Source organism: Streptomyces sp. MRC013, from assembly GCF_023614235.1.
In the GTDB taxonomy this organism is placed as follows: Bacteria; Actinomycetota; Actinomycetes; order Streptomycetales; family Streptomycetaceae; genus Streptomyces.
Genome location: NZ_CP094264.1, coordinates 3,513,746 through 3,530,813, shown reverse-complemented (window position 1 = coordinate 3,530,813; position 17,068 = coordinate 3,513,746). Strand labels below are relative to the sequence as shown.

The window sequence follows — 17,068 nt, the reverse complement described above, 5'->3', positions numbered from 1 at the left end:
CCTCCGGCCGCGCCCGCCGGTTCGGCGGGTCCTCGAAGCCGACGAGCCTAGCCAGTCGGGTGCCGGACGGGCGACCGCTTTTCGCGTCGGCGGTGGCGACCCGGAACGGGATGCACGGGTCGGGGCTCGGCGCGGTGCACTATGTGCAAGAGTGATAAAACATCACAATTCGGACAGTGATCACGCCCATGACCGCAACCGTGCCGGAGACCCAGTGAGCGACGCCCCGCCGCAGCCCCCAGCCCGGGGCTGGGAGCCCCGTGACCCCAGCGTCCAGCCCGCCCCCCGCCCGCCCCGCCGCGACCGCCCCCGCCCCCAGGCCCGGACCCAAGCCCGGCCCCGGCGCACCGGATGGCGCAGGGCCGTCCCCACCCGGCGGACGGTCCTCGGCGGCCTCCTCCTCACCGCCCTCCTCCTCGGCGGCGGCTTCCTCGCCGGGTACCACCTGATCGAGATCCCGCCCGCCAACGCCGCCGCGACCGCCCAGGCCAACGTCTACCTGTACGCGGACGGCAGCCCGCTCGCCCAGGCCGGCCGGGTCAACCGGGAGAGCGTCCCCCTCGACCGCGTCCCCCGCCCCCTGCGGCAGGCCGTCCTCGCAGCCGAGGACCGCGACTTCTACACCGAACCGGGCGTCGACCCCGGGGCGCTGCTCCGCGCCTCCTGGAACACCGTCACCGGCAAGGGCACCCAGGGCGGTTCGACGATCACCCAGCAGTACGTGAAGAACTACTACCTGGGCCAGGAGCGCACCGTGACCCGCAAGGTGAAGGAGTTCTTCATCGCGGTCAAACTGGACCGCGCCAAGCCCAAGGACGAGATCCTGGAGGGCTACCTCAACACCAGCTACTACGGCCGCAACGCCTACGGCGCACAAGCCGCCGCCCAGGCGTACTACGGCAAGGACGTCCGGGAACTCGACACCGCCGAGAGCGCCTACCTGGCCTCGCTCCTCAACGCCCCCAGCGCGTACGACGTGGGCGCACGCCCCTCCAACCGCGCCCGCGCCCTGGCCCGGTGGAACTACGTGCTGGACGCCATGGTCCAGGAGGGATGGCTGACCGCGGCCCAGCGGTCCGTCCTGCGGTTCCCCGAGGTCCTCCCCTCCCACCCCACCGCCGGCCTGGCCGGCCAGCGCGGCTACGCCGTACAGGCCGTCAACGCCTTCCTCGCCCGCCACGGCATCCTCTCCGAGAAGGCGCTCGCGGCCGGCGGCTACCGCATCACGACCACCCTGCGCAAGGACCGGATGGACGCCTTCGACGAGGCCGTGCGGCAGCAGGTGCTCGACCGGCTCGACCCGGAGGCGAACCCCGCCGACCGGTACGTCCGGGTCGGCGGCGCGTCCATCGAACCCGCCACCGGCAGGGTCGTCGCCCTGTACGGCGGCGTCGACTACACCCGCCAGTACGTCAACAACGCGACCCGCCGCGACTACCAGGTCGGTTCCACCTTCAAACCGTTCGTCCTGGCCTCCGCCGTCGCGTACGGCGCCACCACCCAGCACGGCGAGCCGATCACCCCGAACACCGTCTACGACGGCACCAACAAGCGCCCCGTCGAGGGCTGGACCGGCAAGGCCTACGCCCCCGCCAACGAGGACGACATGTCCTACGGCGGCATCCCCCTCCACACCGCCACCGACCGGTCGGTGAACGCCGTCTACGCACAGCTCGCCGTGGACGTCGGGCCGAAGAAGGTGAAGCGGACGGCGATCTCGCTCGGCCTGCCGGCCGACACCCCGGACCTGACCGCGTCCCCCTCCATCGCCCTCGGCCCCGCCACGGCGAGCGTCCTGGACATGGCGGAGGCGTACGCCACGCTCGCCAACCACGGCAGGCGGGGCCTGTACACCCTGGTCGAGAAGGTCGAACGGATCGACCCCGACGGCGACCGCCCCCTGCCGCTGCCGGCCGCCGGATCCGGCGCCCGCCAGGCCGTGAGCCGCGAGGCCGCCGACACGACGACGGCCGTCCTGCGCGGCGTCGTCGAAGGCGGCACCGGCACCGCGGCGCGGGCGGCGGGCCGCCCGGCCGCCGGGAAGACCGGCACCGCCGAGGACGACAAGGCCGCCTGGTTCGCGGGGTACACCCCGGACCTGGCGACCGTGGTCGCGCTGATGGGCCAGGACCCGGGGACCGGCGCGCAGAAACCGCTCTACGGCGCGATGGGCATGGCCCGCGTCAACGGCGGCGGCGCCCCCGCCGAGGTGTGGGCCCACTACACGGGCACGGCCCTGGAGGGCACCCCGCCCCGCGACTTCGACCTGCAGCTCCCGGAGGGCGCGGAGGTCGAGGAGGACCGGCACCCGGAGGACCTCACCGAGGAGGTGGGCGCCGAGGACACCACCGGCCAGGTGACGGACGACCGGCCCCCGCAACCGTCCCGGGACCCCTCGCCCCCCGGCCGGGCGACCACCCCGGACGGGTTCCCCGCCACGGGATGACACCGCGCCGCACCACGGCACGGCGCCACCGCGCCCCGGAACGGCACCCCGGGGCCCAGGACGGCACCACCGCACGGCGCCCCCGGGGCCCCGCCGCACGCCGGCGGGGCCCCGGCACGCACCCGCGGGACCTCACCCGCCCGACGTGACCTTGAGCCCCACCACGGCGACCAGCAGCAGACAGACGAAGAAGATCCGCGCGGCGGTGACGGGCTCGCCGAGGACGAGCATCCCGAACACCGCCGCACCGGCCGCGCCGATGCCGACCCACACGCCGTACGCCGTACCGATCGGCAGCGTCCTGGCGGCCTGGGCCAGCAGGACCATGCTGGCGACGATGCCCAGGCAGGTCAGGACCGTCGGCCACAGACGGGTGAAGCCGTCGGTGTACTTCATCCCCACCGACCAGCCGACCTCCAGCAGACCGGCGACGACGAGCAGGACCCAGGCCATGGCACCACAACACCCTTCGGGACGGAGTTCTCGATCTGCGTCGTCTTCGCCTCGTGACCCGGTACGGCGCGTCTCGTCGGGTGCCGCCGGCCGCGGCGGCGGCCGGCGGTGTCAGAGGTAGAGGCCCGTGGAGTCCACCGAACCCTCGAAGCGGTCGGCGGCCACCGCGTGCAGGTCCCGCTCGCGCATCAGCACGTACGCCACACCGCGCACCTCCACCTCCGCGCGGTCCTCCGGGTCGTACAGGACCCGGTCGCCGGGCTCCACCGTGCGGACGTTCTGGCCGACCGCGACCACCTCGGCCCAGGCCAGCCTGCGGCCCACCGCGGCGGTCGCCGGGATGAGGATGCCGCCTCCCGAGCGCCGCTCGCCCTCGGGGACGTCGGACCGGACCAGCACCCGGTCGTGCAGCATCCGGATGGGCAACTTGTCGTGGGTGTTCTCGCTCACCCCACGAACCTACCCGCCCGGGCGCCCCGCCCCGCCGCGAGGTCCCCTCAGCGCGCCCGCCGGCGGGAGGAGACCGCGACGACCAGCCCGATCACACCCACGGCGAGGAGCGCCGCCGGCACCACCCGCTCCAGGCGCGGCGCCCCCGTCCCGTCCACGAAGCGCGCCCTGGCATCGGTCAGCATCCGGTTGACGGCGACGAAGGCCCGGCCCGCCGTCTCGTCGACCGTCGACACCACCTTCGCCTTCGCGTCGCCGACGATCGTCTTCGGGTGCATCCGTACGCCGATCTCGTCGAGCGTGACGGCGAGCTGCTCGCGCCGGCGGACGATGTCCGCCTCGATCTGCGCGGGGGTCCTGGCGTCCGACACCGAGCTGCCTCCGTTGGTGGTCGTGATCTCCGGTCTCCTCGTCACGGACAGTCTGTCAGCTCGACCGGCCGGGAGCCGTCCCGGACCCCCGTTAGGCTCGACCGGGTACCCGCCCGCACCCCCGTCGAGGAGAGCCACAACCATGAGCGAGCGACTGCAGCCCGGCGACACCGCCCCCGACTTCACCCTGACCGACGCGGACGGCGACGAGGTCTCGCTCGCGGACCACCGGGGCCGCAAGGTCATCGTCTACTTCTACCCGGCGGCGCTCACGCCCGGCTGCACCAAGCAGGCGTGCGACTTCACGGACAACCTCCGGCTCCTCGCGGACGCCGGCTACGACGTGATCGGCGTGTCGCCGGACCGGCCGGAGAAGCTCGCGAGGTTCCGGGAGAAGGAGGGGCTGAAGGTCACCCTGGTCGGCGACCCGGAGAAGAAGGTGCTGGAGGCGTACGGCGCGTACGGCGAGAAGAAGCTGTACGGCAAGACGGTGACGGGCGTCATCCGCTCGACGGTGGTCGTCGACGAGGAGGGCAGGGTCGAGCGCGCCCTGTACAACGTCAAGGCCACCGGCCACGTCGCGAAGATCATCAAGGACCTGGGTCTCTGACCCCGCTCCCCGGCGCCCCGACGGCCCGCACCGCCCCACCGGCGGTACGGGCCGTCCCGCGCACCGGGGGTGACCACCCGGCGTCCGGTTCGTTACTCCGTACGAGGCCGCGAACAGACGGCCGGGCGGGGAGGAACGGATGCCGGTCAGCCTGTACACAAAGGAACGCCTGGAAGAGGCTGTCAAAGGGGTGCGGTCACTGTCGGAGGCGCTGGAGCGGCTCGGTGTGGACCCGTCGAGCCCGACGCGGCGCTACCTGCGTGAGCGGATGAGGAGACTGGGGGTGGACACCTCGCACTTCGAACGGGAGACGAAGTGGACCAGGGAGATCCTCCAGTCCGCGGTCGCGGCGTCCACGAACATGTGCGACGTCCTGCGCCACCTCGGTCTCGGGGTCGTCGGCGGGCATCACACCCACATCAGCCGCCGCGTCAGGGCGTACGGCATCGACATCTCGCACTTCCGGGCACCGGAACGCCGCGGAGTGCCCCGGCGCTCCGGGGCGCCGGAGCACGTGCTCGTCCGGCAGCCCGCCGATCGGGCCAGGCGTGTCCCGAGCGACCGGCTCAAGTCCGCCATGGCGGCACTGGGGGTACCCGAGCGGTGCGTCCTGTGCGGCACGGGACCGGTCTGGCGGGGCAGCCCTCTGCCCTTGGAGGTCGATCACGTCGACGGCGACTGGCGCGACAACCGGATCGACAATCTGCGTTATCTCTGTCCCAACTGCCACGCGACGACGGACGGCTACCGGGGCCGTGCCAAGGGGCGCACCATGGGAGGAGCCGGGTGAGCGGCGGCGTGAAGTACACCCGTGAGCGCCTGGTGCAGGCGGCCGAGCAGTGCTCGAACCTGGACGAGGTCATCGCCTTCCTCGGCACACGGCCGTATGGCAAGCTCCGCACGTACCTCGTCGGACGGTTCGCACGGTTCGGCATCGACATCTCGCACCTCACCCCCTGCGGGGGCTCGGTCCGGCCGGCTCCCGGCGAACTGCGTGAGGCGGTCGCCGAGTCGGTCTCCCTCGCCGAGGCGCTGCGCCGGCTGGGCCGACCGGACAGCGGCACCCAGCGCAGGAAGTTCCGTCAGTGGGTGACCGAGGACGGCCTTTCGACCGCGCATTTCCTGGGGCAGGCGCACCAGCGCGGCAAGCCGGGCGCAACACCGGTCAGACGCGCCGAGGAGATCCTGGTCAAGCACGGCGGTGAGCGTCGGACCAGGACCCTCCTCCTGCGCCGCGCGCTCCGCGAGGTCGGTGTGCCCGAGGCGTGTGCCGAATGCGGGACCGGGCCCGAATGGCTAGGGAAACCCATGACACTGGAGGTCGACCACATCAACGGCGACTGGAGCGACGACCGGCGCGAGAACCTGCGGCTGCTGTGTCCCAACTGCCACGCCGTCACCGGCACCTGGTGCCGCGGAGGCCGGCCGCGAGGAGGTGGCCGGCATCTCCCTCCCGGCAGGGGATCCGGGCCAGTAGAGTAGAGCGCGGCCAGGCGCCCGTACGCCAAGGGCTGAGCGGCGATCTTTAGGTGGTCGTGTTTGTCGGTTCGAATCCGACCGGGCGCACAAGACGGAAAGGTCCCGCACCCTGGAATCCAAGGTGCGGGGTTTTTCGGTGGGGTCAGCCCAGCAGCTCCCGGACGGCCGGCACCAGGGCGCGGAACGCCTTGCCGCGGTGGCTGATGGCGTTCTTCTCCTCGGGGCTGAGTTCGGCGCACGTCCGCGTCTCCCCCTCCGGCTGCAGGATCGGGTCGTACCCGAAGCCGCCGGCGCCCGCGGGCGCGTGGCGCAGCGTGCCGTCGAGGCGGCCCTCGACCACCCGTTCCGTGCCGTCGGGCAGGGCGAGGGCGGCGGCGCACGCGAAGTGGGCGGTGCGGTGCGGTGCGTCGATGTCGGAGAGCTGGGCGAGGAGCAGGTCCAGGTTGGCCTTGTCGTCGCCGTGGCGGCCGGCCCAGCGGGCGGAGAAGATGCCGGGTGCGCCGCCGAGTACGTCGACGCAGAGCCCGGAGTCGTCGGCGACGGCCGGGTGGCCGGTGGCTCGGGCGAGGGCGCGCGCTTTGAGCAGGGCGTTCTCCGCGAAGGTGACGCCGGTCTCCTTGACGTCGGGGATGTCGGGGTAGGCGTCCGCGCCGACGAGTTCGTGGGTGAGGCCGGCGTCGGCGAGGATGGCGCGGAGTTCGGTGGTCTTCCCGGCGTTGCGGGTGGCGAGGATCAGGCGGGTCATGGCGTCCAGTATCGCGGTGGGGCGCCCGCGGCCGTCCGGTCGGTGAGGGGCACCGTGGTGGGGCGGGAGTGCCCGCGGCCGTCCGGCCCGGTGGGCGGCCCGTGGTGGGGCGGGGGGTTACGGGGTGCAGATGCGGGCGATCTCGGCCGCGGCGTCGGTGACGGGCTTGAGGTCGGGGGTCGTGTCCCCGTTGCCGACGGAGGTGCGTACCTGTTCGACGCCCTCGGACAGGTCGTCGACCGCCTTGGAGAGGTCGGCGTTGTCGGTCTTGTCCTTAAGGGTGGCCAGTTCCTTGTCGATCTCGTCGAGGGACTGCCGGATCTTCGCCGGGTCGCCGGCGTCGGAGGCGGCCTGGCGGAGCCGGCCGACGCTGGCGGCGATGGCCTCGGCGGTCCGGACGCAGTCGAGTGCCTTGTCCAGGGCGCCGCAGCCGGTGAGCGCGAGGGTTGCGGTGAGTACGACGCCGGAGACGAGGGCGGTGGTGCGGTGACGGCGCATGAGTGGGCGGCCTCCCCTGGCTGGTTACGGGCGTACGGTACCTTCCGCACGCCCGTGTCGGTGGGAGGCCGCCGGGTTGCGGCGCGGTGTGCTCAGAGGGTCGTTTCGAGGGCTTCGCGCTGGAGTGCGGCGAGGTCGGCGCAGCCGCCGGTGGCGAGGTCGAGGAGCGCGTTGAGTTCTTTGCGGTCGAAGGGTTCGGCCTCGGCGGTGCCCTGGACCTCGACGAAGCGGCCGTCGCCGGTGCAGACGACGTTCATGTCGGTTTCGGCGCGCACGTCCTCCTCGTAGCAGAGGTCGAGGAGGGGGGTGCCGTCGACGATGCCGACGGAGACGGCGGCGACGGTGCCGGTGAGCGGTTTGCGTCCGGCCTTGACGAGTTTCTGCCGCTGGGCCCAGGCGACGGCGTCGGCGAGGGCGACGTACGCGCCGGTGACGGCGGTGGTGCGGGTGCCGCCGTCGGCCTGGAGGACGTCGCAGTCGAGGACGACGGTGTTCTCGCCGAGCGCTTTGTAGTCGATGACGGCGCGCAGGGAGCGGCCGATGAGGCGGGAGATCTCGTGGGTGCGGCCGCCGATCCTGCCGCGGACGGATTCGCGGTCGCCGCGGGTGTTGGTGGAGCGGGGGAGCATCGAGTACTCGGCGGTGACCCAGCCCTCGCCGCTGCCCTTGCGCCAGCGGGGGACGCCCTCGGTGACGGAGGCGGTGCAGAAGACTCTGGTGTCGCCGCAGGAGATGAGGACGGAGCCCTCGGCGTGCTTGCTCCAGCCGCGTTGGATGGTGACCGGGCGGAGCTGTTCGGGCGTGCGGCCGTCGATACGGGTCATGGGGAGAGCCTAGGCCGTGTGGTGCGTGTTCCGCGTCGGCCGGTCAGGGGCGGGGGCGGGCGGCGCGGGCGAGCCGGGGGGTGAGGGTGGGCAGCGGTACGGGCTCGCGGTGGGTGTCGCCGCCGGGGAGGGGGACGACGAGCCACTGGCCGGGTGGGAGGAACCGTCCGGTGACGCGGGCCCGTCCGTCGAGGACCGCCTGGGGGAAGGCCGGGGTGGAGTCGCGGGGCACGTCGGGGAACTCCACGCCTTCCACGGTGATCAGCGCGTCGCCTTCGGGGAGGAGCCGCACGGTGATCTCGGGTGGTCCGGTGAGTTCGACGTGTGCCCCGTGGGGCGGGGATCCGTCGGGGTCGGTGGCGGTGAAGGGGGGTGCGGCGGTGCGGCGGTGCGGCGGGAGGTCTGGTCGGCGCCGATGTCGTGGGTGACGGTGACCGTCAGTCCGCGGGCGGCGGCGGTCTTCCGCAGGGCGGTGACGGCGGCCTGGGTGGTGGGCGGGCGGGGGCGGGTTCCTGCACGTCGGTTCCCTCGGGTGTCGGGGTGTGGCGCGGCCCGCCTTCCGTGCCGGTGGGGCGGGGGCGGGCCTTGCCTCAGGGTCGGGGGCGGGTCACATCATGTCCTCGATCTCGGCGGCGACGGGGTCGGCGTCGGTGCCGATGACGACCTGGACGGCGGTGCCCATCCTGACGACGCCGTGGGCGCCCGCGGCCTTCAGGGCGGCTTCGTCGACGAGGTCCGGGTCGCTCACCTCGGTGCGCAGCCGGGTGATGCAGCCCTCGATCTCCTCGATGTTGTCGATCCCGCCGAGCCCGGCGACGATCTTCTCAGCCTTGCTGGCCATGTCTTTCTCCCTGGTGTTCACGGGGTGTGGTGTGGGTGCCCCGTACGTCCGCGTTCGTCATGGTGGTCGGCGGTCGGGCCGTCGGCGCGGACGGGGCGGTCGTCCCGTTCCGGGTCGCGTCGATCGCCGGCTCCCTGCTCGCGGCCGGGTCCCGGTCGAGCCTATCCCAGCTGGTCTACACCAGACCTGTCCTCACGGGGCGGGTGGCGGCCGTGTGGCCGGAAGGGCGTTCTCGCGGGGGCGGTCCGGTTTCCGGCGTGCGGGGCCGAATATGGCGCTTCCGCGTGCCGGGCGGTTGTGTGGCGCGGGACGAGGGGGAGGCGTGTTACGCATGTGCGGGTTTCTCGCGCCTGCCCACCGTGCTACAAAAGGTCTACACCAATGATGGTGGAGACCATGCGGCCCTCCTCGTGCCGCGTCCCCCGGAACGCCGCCGTCCCGTTCTTCCTGAGCGGCGCCTTGCCCGATGGAGGAAGTTGATGAGTACGGCCACCGCTCCGGCGACGCCCGCGAAGAAGCGGGGCGCCGGCCTGTTCCAGGGCCTGCAGAAGGTCGGCCGCAGCCTGCAGCTGCCGATCGCCGTCCTGCCCGCGGCGGGCATCCTGCTGCGTCTGGGCCAGGACGACGTCTTCGGCGGGGAGGGCCTGGGCTGGGGCACGGTGGCGAAGGTGTGCGCCACCGCGGGCGACGCCGTCTTCGCCAACCTGCCGCTGCTGTTCTGCGTCGGCATCGCCATCGGCTTCGCCAAGAAGGCCGACGGCTCGACCGCGCTCGCCGCGCTCGTCGGCTTCCTCGTCTACCAGAACGTCCTGACCGCCTTCCCCCTCACCGAGGCGAAGGTCCAGGACGGCGCCGACGTCGCCGCCACGTACAACGACCCCAAGGTCCTCGGCGGCATCGTCATGGGCCTGGTGGCCGCCGTCACCTGGCAGCGCTTCCACCGCACGAAGCTGCCGGACTGGCTGGGCTTCTTCAACGGCCGCCGCCTCGTACCGATCCTGATGGCCTTCATCGGCACCGTCGCCGGCGTCTTCTTCGGCCTGGTGTGGGAGCCCGTCGGCGCGGTCGTCACCGCCTTCGGCGAGTGGATGACCGGCCTGGGCGCCCTCGGCGCCGGCTTCTTCGGGGCGATCAACCGCGCCCTGCTGCCGGTCGGCATGCACCAGTTCGTCAACACGGTGGCCTGGCAGGAGATCGGCTCCTTCACCGACCCCGCCGGTACCGTCTGGCACGGTGACCTGCCGCGCTTCTTCCACGGCGACCCCACCGCCGGCCAGTTCATGACGGGCTTCTTCCCGATCATGATGTTCGCCCTCCCGGCCGCCGCCCTGGCGATCACCCACTGCGCCCGCCCCGAGCGCCGCAAGGTCGTCGGCGGCATGATGGTGTCGCTCGCGCTGACCTCGTTCGTCACCGGCATCACCGAGCCGATCGAGTTCGCGTTCATGTTCATCGCCCCGGTGCTGTACGCGATCCACGCGGTGCTGACCGCCGTCTCGATGGCGCTGACCTGGGCGCTGGGCGTGCACCACGGCTTCACCTTCTCCGCGGGCGCCATCGACTACTTCCTGAACTGGGGACTCGCCACCAGGCCGTGGCTGATCATCCCGGTCGGCCTGGTCTTCGCCGTCGTGTACTACGTGGTGTTCCGCTTCGCGATCGTCAGGTTCGACCTGCCGACCCCGGGCCGCGAGCCCGAGGAGGAGGTCGAGGACACCACCAAGGCGTGAGCCCCGCCGTCCGGCACCGCCCGCCGGGCGCGTTCCACCGCCGGGCTACAGCTCGTACACCGCCCCCGGCCGGGCCAGCTCCGCCGGGCCGTCGTAGACCTCGCACGCGTCGGCCAGGTTGCGCTCGCCGTCCGTCCACGGCGGGATGTGCGTCAGGACGAGCCGCCTCGCGCGGGCCCTGGCCGCGTGGACGCCCGCCTCGCGGCCGTTCAGGTGCAGGTCGGGGACGTCCTCCTTGCCGTGGGTGAAGGACGCCTCGCACAGGAACAGGTCCGTGTCGGCCGCCAGCTCGTCGAGTGCGTCGCACACGCCCGTGTCACCGGAGTAGGCGAGGGACCTGCCGCCGTGTTCGATCCGGATGCCGAACGCCTCCACCGGGTGGCACACCCGGTCCGTCCGGATCCGGAACGGGCCGAGGTCGAAGGAACCGGGCCTGAGCGTGCGGAAGTCGAACACCTCGCTCATCGCCGTGGCGGACGGCACGTCCGCGTACGCCGTGGTCAGCCGCTGCTCGGCGCCGTCGGGCGCGTACACCGGGAGGGCGCCGCACCTGCCGTCGTGGCGGTAGAACCGCGCCACGAAGTAGGCGCACATGTCGATGCAGTGGTCGGCGTGGAGGTGGGACAGGAAGACGGCGTCGAGGTCGTAGAGACCGCAGTGGCGCTGCAGCTCGCCGAGCGCGCCGTTGCCCATGTCGAGGAGCAGCCGGAAGCCGTCGGCCTCTACGAGGTAGCTCGAGCAGGCCGAGTCCGCGGACGGGAACGACCCGGAGCAGCCGACGACGGTGAGCTTCATGGAGCGTGAACCTCCGTGGACGGGAGCGGGGAAGCGCTGACGGGGAGGTCGTACGGTTCGACGAGCGTACGGCCCGCGACGGCGGGGCGCTCCTCCGCGGCGGCCCGTTGTGGGGGAACTCACCCGCGTTGTCACCGGTTCGGATGGACCCGCGGGGCGGGTGGCCGCGGCGCCGGTGGACGGGGCCGGACGCGGCCGACGTCCTGCCGGGGGACGCGTCGCGACGGCCGGCGTCCGTCGCCGCGGTGGCCGCGCTCGCCGCGGCGGTGGGCGGCGGGCTCCCCGGGTGCCGGGAAGCCGCGGGAGGCGCGGCTGCGGCGGACCGGGCGGCTCCGGCGCTGATCGGCGCGGGTTCGGCGCGCCCGGCCCGGCCGGACCGGGCGGGCGCGCCCCGGCGGCCGGGGGCGCGCCCGGCGACCCCAGGCGTGCCCGGCCGGAACGGCGGTCAGGCCCAGAGCTGGCCCTGGAGGGCCTCGACCGCCGCTTCCGTGGTGGGCGCCGTGTAGATGCCCGTGGAGAGGTACTTCCAGCCGCCGTCGGCGACGATGAAGACGATGTCCGCGGACTCGCCCGCCTTCACCGCCTTCCTGCCGACGCCGATCGCGGCGTGCAGGGCCGCTCCCGTCGACACGCCCGCGAAGATGCCCTCCTGCTGCAGGAGTTCACGCGTGCGGGCCACCGCGTCGGCCGAACCGACCGAGAAGCGGGTGGTGAGGACGGAGGAGTCGTACAACTCGGGGACGAAGCCCTCGTCGAGGTTGCGCAGCCCGTAGACCAGGTCGTCGTAGCGCGGCTCCGCGGCGACGATCCTCACGCCGGGCCGGTGCTCGCGCAGGTAGCGGCCGACGCCCATGAGGGTTCCGGTGGTGCCGAGCCCGGCGACGAAGTGGGTGACCGACGGGAGGTCGGCGAGGATCTCCGGGCCGGTCGTCCCGTAGTGCGCGGCGGCGTTGTCCGGGTTGCCGTACTGGTAGAGCATCACCCAGTCGGGGTGCTGTGCGGACAGCTCCCTGGCGACGCGGACGGCGGTGTTGGAGCCGCCCGCCGCGGGCGAGGAGACGATCTCGGCGCCCCACATGGCGAGCAGGTCGCGCCGCTCCCGGGAGGTGTTCTCGGGCATCACGCAGACGATGCGGTAGCCCTTGAGCCGGGCCGCCATCGCGAGCGAGATGCCCGTGTTGCCGCTGGTGGGTTCCAGGATGGTGCGGCCCGGTGCGAGGCGGCCGTCCTTCTCCGCCCGCTCGATCATGTGCAGGGCGGGGCGGTCCTTGACGGAGCCGGTCGGGTTGCGGTCCTCCAGCTTCGCCCAGATGCGCACCTCCTGCGAGGGGGACAGGCGCGGCAGCCGGACGAGCGGGGTGTTCCCGACCGCAGCCAGGGGGCTGTCGTAGCGCATCAGCGCATTCCGCCGGCGACCGCCGGGAGGATCGTGACGCTGTCGCCGTCCGACAGCTTGGTGGAGATGCCGTCGAGGAAGCGCACGTCCTCGTCGTTCAGGTAGACGTTGACGAAGCGCCGGAGCTCCTCGCCGTCCACGATGCGGTTCCGGATGCCCGTGTGACGGGTGTCGAGGTCGGCGAACAGCTCGGCGAGGGTCTCCCCGTCGCCCTCGACGGTCTTGGCTCCGTCGGTGTAGGTGCGGAGGATGGTCGGGATGCGGACCTCGATGGCCATGGTGGGACTCCTGTGAGGGCTGGAGGGTGCTGGGGCGGGGGCCGGGAGGCGGACGCGGGGTGTCCCGCCCGGGGCAGCCCGGGGCGGCGCCCGCGGAACGCGTGCGTGCGGAGCGGGTCGTGCGCGGGGCGCGCCGTTCAGGCGGCCGCGCCGCCGGGACACATGGCGCTGGCGAGACGGCACAGGTCGACGTGCAGCCGCGCGACGAGCAGGAGGGTGCCCGGCGTCTGTTCGCTCACGTCGAGGGGAACCATGCGTTCATCGTATCGATTCCCTACCGCGGGACCGGAGTGTGATCTCACGTCTCGGACAGGGTCTGCTCATCATCCGGACTCGTCTCCGGCGAGCCGCAGGTCATGCGGGCTCGCGGGCCTCAGTAGGCCTCGACGACCCGGACCTCCTCTTCGGTGATCCGGCCGTCCACGATGCGGAAGGAGCGGAACTGGAAGGGTCCGGCGCCGTCGGCGTCGGCCGTGGAGACCAGGACGTAGTGCGCCTGCGGCTCGTTGGCGTACGAGACGTCGGTGCGGGACGGGTACGCCTCGGTGGCCGTGTGCGAGTGGTAGATGACCACCGGCTCCTCGTCGCGGTCGTCCATCTCGCGGTACAGCTTCAGCAGGTCGCCCGAGTCGAACTCGTAGAACGTGGGCGAGCGGGCGGCGTTGAGCATCGGGACGAAGCGCTCGGGGCGCCCGGAGCCGGCCGGTCCCGCGACCACGCCGCAGGCCTCGTCCGGGTGGTCGGCGCGGGCGTGCGCGACGATCTGGTCGTACAGGGCCCGTGTGATGGTCAGCATGCGCATCAGGATAAGCGGACGAGCCCACCCGTATCGAGGGGTGGTACGCGAACGCCCAGATGCCGGACGGTACGCCGGAAGCCGTCGGGCCGCGGCGCCCCGGGCCGCGCGCTCGGCACGGGATGCGGGGTGCGGACGGGCGGTGCTCCCGCCGGCGGAGGCCGGGATCCGCGCGCGGGGGAAGGCCGCCGGGCCGCGGCGGAAGGGCGGGGCCGCACGCGGTCGGGGGGCGCCCGGGAGAGACCCGGGCGCCCCCCGGGGGGACGCGGCCCCGCGGCGGGGCGGTGCGGTCCGGTCAGTCGCGCGGGGAGCCGGCCGACCCCAGCGGCGGCTCGCCGGTCACGGTGCGCTCCGCTACCTGCGGGTTGCGGGACTTCAGCACAGCCCAGCCGACGGCCAGGCAGAGGGCCCAGCCGGCGCCGACGTACAGCGAGACCCGGCTGTCCGGGTCGATCGCGATCATGACGGTGACCATGGTCAGGAAGACGACGGCGATCCAGCTGCAGACCGTGCCGCCGGGCGCCGGGAAGGACGAGGCGGGCAGCCGGCCGGCCACGACGGCGCGGCGGTAGCGGATGTGGCTGACGAGGATCATGAGCCAGGTCCAGATGCCGGCCGCGGTGGCCACGGAGGTGACGTAGGCGAACGCCTTCTCCGGGACGACGTAGTTGAGGACCACGCCGATGCCCATGAGGGCGACGGAGAGGGTGATGCCGACGGCCGGCGTCTTGGTGGAGCTGAGCCGGCCCAGCATCTTCGGCGCCTCGGAGTTGGCGGCCAGGTCGCGCAGCATGCGGCCGGTGGAGTACATGCCGGAGTTGCAGGACGACAGGGCGGCGGTGAGGACCACGAAGTTGACGATCGCGGCGCCCGCGGGGATGCCTATCTTGGCGAAGGCGGCCACGAAGGGGCTCACGCCGGGCTGGAACTCGGTCCACTTGACGACCATCAGGATGACGCTGAGGGCGCCGACGTAGAAGACGATGATCCGCCAGGGCAGGGTGTTGATGGCCTTGGGGAGGGTCTTCTCCGGGTTCTCGGACTCGCCCGCGGTGACGCCGACGAGCTCGACGGCGAGGTAGGCGAACATGACGCCCTGCAGGGTCATGAGGCTGGAGCCGATGCCCTTGGGGAAGATGCCGTCGAAGGCCCACAGGTTGGTGACGGACGCGGTGTCGCCGGCCTGGCTGAAGCCGAACGTGACGACGCCGAGGCCGATCACGATCATGCCGATGATCGCGGTGACCTTGATCATCGAGAACCAGAACTCGATCTCACCGAAGATCTTCACCGAGATCAGGTTGGCGATGAACAGCGCCACCAGGAAGACCAGCGCGCTCACCCACTGCGGGATCGCCGGGAACCAGAAGTTCACGTAGATGGCCGCCGCGGTCAGCTCCGCCATGCCGGTGACGATCCACATGAGCCAGTAGGTCCACCCGGTCACGAACCCGAAGAACGGGCCGAGGAACTCACGGGCGTACTCCGCGAAGGAGCCCGACACCGGGCGGTACAGGAGCAGCTCGCCGAGCGCCCGCATGATGAAGAAGACGATCACGCCGGCGAGGGCGTACATCAGGATGAGGCTGGGTCCGGCCTTCGCGATGTTCGCGCCCGCCCCCAGGAAGAGGCCGACGCCGATGGCGCCGCCGATGGCGATCATCTGGACCTGCCGGCTGCCGAGGCCGCGCTCGTAGCCCTCCTCGGGCGTCGCGCCCGGGACGGTGTCGCCGGTGTTCTTGCCGACCTGCGTAGAGGTCATTCTGGTGCGCCTTTCCGCTCCATACCGGCCCGCGCCGCGCTCGGCGCCGGACCGGGTTCCGATTCCCCCGGATAGTGCTGGAGTTGCGTGCCGGCGGTCGGCCGGCGCAGCGCCTCTACTCGAACGTGGGTGTCGTCCGGCAGGCGGTCGTGAAGGTGTACCACGGTCGAAAACCGCTCACTGTGACGCAGGACACGGTACATATCGACCAAACCCTCCTCATCAGGAAGAAGGGCGCATCACGGTAACCGGATCGTTATTCGGATTTCGGAGGCCGCCGAGCGGACGCTCGCGCTCCGTGCGGGAACGGTTGCGGGAGGCGATCCCCGCCCCTTCGACGGCGCAAGAGGCGCCTCGGGGGCCTGCTCCTTACGCGGCAGGAGCACTCCGGCGGACGCTCCTTACCGAGGGCCGCGTCTCCGTGCGGCAGCCCCGCCCGTCGGGGCGGTGGTCCCGGCCCCCGCCCCGACGGGTGGGCGGCTTCGGCCCCGCGGGCGGGTGGCGCTTCGGTCCCGCGGCCCCGCGGACGGGCACCGCCCCGGCCCCGCGGCCCCGCGCCGGGACGCCCGGTGCGGCCCCTCCGCGCGGGGAGGCGGGCGCGGGGTCCCATCGGTTACGGCATCAGCGCCTCGACGAGCGTCTCCTGGAGGGCCCCCAGCCACAGGTAGGCCATCACCATCGGCTTGCGCGGGTCGGAGTCCGGCAGCCGGTACAGCTCGTCGTTCTCGGCCTCGTCGGTCACCTCCAGCCGCGTCCCGATGGTGAGGCGGAGGTCGTTGAGCGCGCCGAGCCAGTGGCGGCCCTCCTCGGGCGAGAGCTCCAGCCGGCCGCCGCCGGACCCGTCGCCGGAGGAGACCAGGCCGTCGAGTCCGCGGACCACGGCGAGGGCGTCCTCGCGCTTGCGGGCGCGCAGGTCGTTCTCGGTGAACCGGCGGAACTCGGCGGACGCCTCGCGCAGCCGCTCGTCGCCGTCCCCGTACGCGTCGGGGAAGAGGCGGGCCAGGGCCGGGTCGGACGGCTTCTCGCGGGGACCCTCCCGGAAGAGCTCGGCGAGCGGGTCCTCACCCCGGGCGGGCTCGTCGCCGGGACCTATCAGCTCCAGCATCTGGACGGCGAGCGAGCGCAGGATGGAGATTTCGACCTCGTCCAGCGGCACGGCCGCGCCGCCGTCGGGCAGCGCCTCGAAGTGGCCGCTCATCAGCCGCGGTCCTGGGAGAGGGTCGCCCACAGCCCGTACCCGTGCATCGCCTGCACGTCGCGCTCCATCTCCTCGCGGGTGCCGCTGGAGACCACGGCCCGGCCCTTGTGGTGGACGTCGAGCATCAGCTTGTGCGCCTTGTCCTTGGAGTAGCCGAAGTAGGTCTGGAAGACGTACGTCACGTAGCTCATGAGGTTGACCGGGTCGTTGTGGACGATCGTCACCCACGGCACGTCGGGTTCGGTGACGGCGCGGCCCTCTTCCGCCGGGGCCGTGCGTTCGATCTCTACGGGAGCGACACTCACTCCCCCCAATCCTGCCACCGCCCGCGCGCCGTCGCACGAACGGGCCCCCGAACCCCGCCGGAACGGGCCGGGAAGGCTTTCGAACGAGAAA

General features: G+C 72.6%; 20 protein-coding genes, 1 tRNA gene, 1 pseudogene and 1 riboswitch. Of the genes and pseudogenes, 6 read left to right on the top strand and 16 right to left on the bottom strand.

Going from position 1 to position 17,068, the window contains the following annotated elements; genetic code table 11:
* The first annotated feature begins 214 nt into the window (after positions 1 to 214).
* Positions 215 to 2,446: a transglycosylase domain-containing protein gene (locus tag LUW75_RS16150; RefSeq protein ID WP_250336242.1), complete on the top strand. Its 2,232-nt coding sequence runs from the start codon at positions 215 to 217 to the stop codon at positions 2,444 to 2,446.
* Between the two features lie 132 nt (positions 2,447 to 2,578).
* Here the strand turns inward: LUW75_RS16150 and LUW75_RS16145 are convergent, their stop codons facing one another.
* The 3 genes from LUW75_RS16145 to LUW75_RS16135 all read right to left on the bottom strand — a co-directional run bounded on the left by LUW75_RS16145 (position 2,579) and on the right by LUW75_RS16135 (position 3,720).
* On the bottom strand, positions 2,579 to 2,899 hold the full coding sequence (locus LUW75_RS16145; protein ID WP_250336241.1) for a DMT family transporter: 321 nt from the start codon (positions 2,897 to 2,899) through the stop codon (positions 2,579 to 2,581).
* A gap of 34 nt (positions 2,900 to 2,933) precedes the next feature.
* Positions 2,934 to 3,001: riboswitch (guanidine-III (ykkC-III) riboswitch) on the bottom strand.
* Positions 3,002 to 3,010: 9 nt separating this feature from the next.
* Positions 3,011 to 3,349 (bottom strand): GroES family chaperonin, encoded by a 339-nt coding sequence (locus LUW75_RS16140; RefSeq protein WP_250336240.1) that lies wholly within the window; start codon positions 3,347 to 3,349, stop codon positions 3,011 to 3,013.
* A gap of 47 nt (positions 3,350 to 3,396) precedes the next feature.
* Positions 3,397 to 3,720 (bottom strand): DUF3618 domain-containing protein, encoded by a 324-nt coding sequence (locus LUW75_RS16135; protein WP_250337696.1) that lies wholly within the window; start codon positions 3,718 to 3,720, stop codon positions 3,397 to 3,399.
* Positions 3,721 to 3,862: 142 nt separating this feature from the next.
* Between LUW75_RS16135 and bcp the strand changes: the two genes are divergently transcribed.
* From bcp to LUW75_RS16115, 4 genes are all read left to right on the top strand, one after another.
* A complete protein-coding gene (gene bcp, locus LUW75_RS16130) occupies positions 3,863 to 4,330 on the top strand; it encodes a thioredoxin-dependent thiol peroxidase (protein ID WP_250336239.1) in 468 nt (155 codons plus the stop codon).
* 139 nt (positions 4,331 to 4,469) lie between these two features.
* Complete coding sequence (locus LUW75_RS16125) at positions 4,470 to 5,120, top strand: HNH endonuclease signature motif containing protein (RefSeq protein ID WP_250336238.1); 651 nt, start codon at positions 4,470 to 4,472, stop codon at positions 5,118 to 5,120.
* Positions 5,117 to 5,812 (top strand): HNH endonuclease, encoded by a 696-nt coding sequence (locus LUW75_RS16120; protein WP_250336237.1) that lies wholly within the window; start codon positions 5,117 to 5,119, stop codon positions 5,810 to 5,812. The genes LUW75_RS16125 and LUW75_RS16120 overlap by 4 nt, the downstream gene beginning before the upstream one ends.
* An 11-nt stretch (positions 5,813 to 5,823) precedes the next feature.
* Positions 5,824 to 5,896 (top strand) — tRNA-Leu (locus tag LUW75_RS16115).
* Positions 5,897 to 5,951: 55 nt separating this feature from the next.
* Here LUW75_RS16115 and rdgB read toward each other — a convergent pair.
* The 5 genes and pseudogenes from rdgB to LUW75_RS16090 all read right to left on the bottom strand — a co-directional run bounded on the left by rdgB (position 5,952) and on the right by LUW75_RS16090 (position 8,738).
* Entirely contained in the window at positions 5,952 to 6,554 is a 603-nt protein-coding gene (gene rdgB / locus LUW75_RS16110) for an RdgB/HAM1 family non-canonical purine NTP pyrophosphatase (RefSeq protein WP_250336236.1), read from the bottom strand.
* Positions 6,555 to 6,671: 117 nt separating this feature from the next.
* Positions 6,672 to 7,052, bottom strand: a complete 381-nt coding sequence (locus tag LUW75_RS16105; protein ID WP_250336235.1) for a hypothetical protein — start codon at positions 7,050 to 7,052, stop codon at positions 6,672 to 6,674.
* Positions 7,053 to 7,144: 92 nt separating this feature from the next.
* Positions 7,145 to 7,876 (bottom strand): ribonuclease PH, encoded by a 732-nt coding sequence (gene rph / locus LUW75_RS16100; protein WP_250336234.1) that lies wholly within the window; start codon positions 7,874 to 7,876, stop codon positions 7,145 to 7,147.
* A gap of 43 nt (positions 7,877 to 7,919) precedes the next feature.
* Positions 7,920 to 8,344: pseudogene (locus LUW75_RS24990) on the bottom strand (hypothetical protein).
* Positions 8,345 to 8,483: 139 nt separating this feature from the next.
* Positions 8,484 to 8,738, bottom strand: coding sequence for a PTS glucose/sucrose transporter subunit IIB (locus tag LUW75_RS16090; RefSeq protein WP_284453839.1), 255 nt, complete (start codon positions 8,736 to 8,738; stop codon positions 8,484 to 8,486).
* A 458-nt stretch (positions 8,739 to 9,196) separates the two neighbouring features.
* Between LUW75_RS16090 and LUW75_RS16085 the strand changes: the two genes are divergently transcribed.
* Positions 9,197 to 10,447 carry a PTS transporter subunit EIIC gene (locus tag LUW75_RS16085; RefSeq protein WP_250336233.1) on the top strand — a complete coding sequence of 417 codons (1,251 nt, stop codon included), beginning with the start codon at positions 9,197 to 9,199 and terminating at the stop codon, positions 10,445 to 10,447.
* A gap of 45 nt (positions 10,448 to 10,492) precedes the next feature.
* On the opposite strand, the gene LUW75_RS16080 is transcribed toward LUW75_RS16085, so the two are convergent.
* From LUW75_RS16080 to clpS, 8 genes are all read right to left on the bottom strand, one after another.
* Complete coding sequence (locus LUW75_RS16080) at positions 10,493 to 11,242, bottom strand: MBL fold metallo-hydrolase (RefSeq protein WP_250336232.1); 750 nt, start codon at positions 11,240 to 11,242, stop codon at positions 10,493 to 10,495.
* A 445-nt stretch (positions 11,243 to 11,687) separates the two neighbouring features.
* Positions 11,688 to 12,638: a PLP-dependent cysteine synthase family protein gene (locus LUW75_RS16075; protein ID WP_250336231.1), complete on the bottom strand. Its 951-nt coding sequence runs from the start codon at positions 12,636 to 12,638 to the stop codon at positions 11,688 to 11,690.
* Complete coding sequence (locus LUW75_RS16070; protein ID WP_250336230.1) at positions 12,638 to 12,916, bottom strand: MoaD/ThiS family protein; 279 nt, start codon at positions 12,914 to 12,916, stop codon at positions 12,638 to 12,640. The genes LUW75_RS16075 and LUW75_RS16070 overlap by 1 nt, the downstream gene beginning before the upstream one ends.
* 137 nt (positions 12,917 to 13,053) lie before the next feature.
* Positions 13,054 to 13,170 (bottom strand): putative leader peptide, encoded by a 117-nt coding sequence (locus LUW75_RS24685; RefSeq protein ID WP_349816424.1) that lies wholly within the window; start codon positions 13,168 to 13,170, stop codon positions 13,054 to 13,056.
* A 119-nt stretch (positions 13,171 to 13,289) separates the two neighbouring features.
* Entirely contained in the window at positions 13,290 to 13,712 is a 423-nt protein-coding gene (locus LUW75_RS16065) for a M67 family metallopeptidase (RefSeq protein ID WP_250336229.1), read from the bottom strand.
* A 295-nt stretch (positions 13,713 to 14,007) separates the two neighbouring features.
* Positions 14,008 to 15,474, bottom strand: coding sequence for an amino acid permease (locus LUW75_RS16060; RefSeq protein WP_250336228.1), 1,467 nt, complete (start codon positions 15,472 to 15,474; stop codon positions 14,008 to 14,010).
* Between the two features lie 613 nt (positions 15,475 to 16,087).
* Positions 16,088 to 16,672, bottom strand: a complete 585-nt coding sequence (locus LUW75_RS16055; protein ID WP_250336227.1) for a DUF2017 domain-containing protein — start codon at positions 16,670 to 16,672, stop codon at positions 16,088 to 16,090.
* Complete coding sequence (gene clpS, locus LUW75_RS16050) at positions 16,672 to 16,977, bottom strand: ATP-dependent Clp protease adapter ClpS (protein ID WP_010470125.1); 306 nt, start codon at positions 16,975 to 16,977, stop codon at positions 16,672 to 16,674. The genes LUW75_RS16055 and clpS overlap by 1 nt, the downstream gene beginning before the upstream one ends.
* Positions 16,978 to 17,068: the final 91 nt, after the last annotated feature.

What these genes read in the sequence shown, in the direction of transcription:
- LUW75_RS16145 (WP_250336241.1), bottom strand. Translation starts at nt 2,899, where the DNA reads ATGGCCTGGGTCCTGCTCGTCGTCGCCGGTCTGCTGGAGGTCGGCTGG.
- bcp (WP_250336239.1), top strand. Translation starts at nt 3,863, where the DNA reads ATGAGCGAGCGACTGCAGCCCGGCGACACCGCCCCCGACTTCACCCTG.
- LUW75_RS16125 (WP_250336238.1), top strand. Translation starts at nt 4,470, where the DNA reads ATGCCGGTCAGCCTGTACACAAAGGAACGCCTGGAAGAGGCTGTCAAA.
- rdgB (WP_250336236.1), bottom strand. Translation starts at nt 6,554, where the DNA reads ATGACCCGCCTGATCCTCGCCACCCGCAACGCCGGGAAGACCACCGAA.
- LUW75_RS16105 (WP_250336235.1), bottom strand. Translation starts at nt 7,052, where the DNA reads ATGCGCCGTCACCGCACCACCGCCCTCGTCTCCGGCGTCGTACTCACC.
- rph (WP_250336234.1), bottom strand. Translation starts at nt 7,876, where the DNA reads ATGACCCGTATCGACGGCCGCACGCCCGAACAGCTCCGCCCGGTCACC.
- LUW75_RS16085 (WP_250336233.1), top strand. Translation starts at nt 9,197, where the DNA reads ATGAGTACGGCCACCGCTCCGGCGACGCCCGCGAAGAAGCGGGGCGCC.
- LUW75_RS16080 (WP_250336232.1), bottom strand. Translation starts at nt 11,242, where the DNA reads ATGAAGCTCACCGTCGTCGGCTGCTCCGGGTCGTTCCCGTCCGCGGAC.
- LUW75_RS16075 (WP_250336231.1), bottom strand. Translation starts at nt 12,638, where the DNA reads ATGCGCTACGACAGCCCCCTGGCTGCGGTCGGGAACACCCCGCTCGTC.
- LUW75_RS16070 (WP_250336230.1), bottom strand. Translation starts at nt 12,916, where the DNA reads ATGGCCATCGAGGTCCGCATCCCGACCATCCTCCGCACCTACACCGAC.
- LUW75_RS24685 (WP_349816424.1), bottom strand. Translation starts at nt 13,170, where the DNA reads ATGGTTCCCCTCGACGTGAGCGAACAGACGCCGGGCACCCTCCTGCTC.
- LUW75_RS16065 (WP_250336229.1), bottom strand. Translation starts at nt 13,712, where the DNA reads ATGCTGACCATCACACGGGCCCTGTACGACCAGATCGTCGCGCACGCC.
- LUW75_RS16060 (WP_250336228.1), bottom strand. Translation starts at nt 15,474, where the DNA reads ATGACCTCTACGCAGGTCGGCAAGAACACCGGCGACACCGTCCCGGGC.
- LUW75_RS16055 (WP_250336227.1), bottom strand. Translation starts at nt 16,672, where the DNA reads ATGAGCGGCCACTTCGAGGCGCTGCCCGACGGCGGCGCGGCCGTGCCG.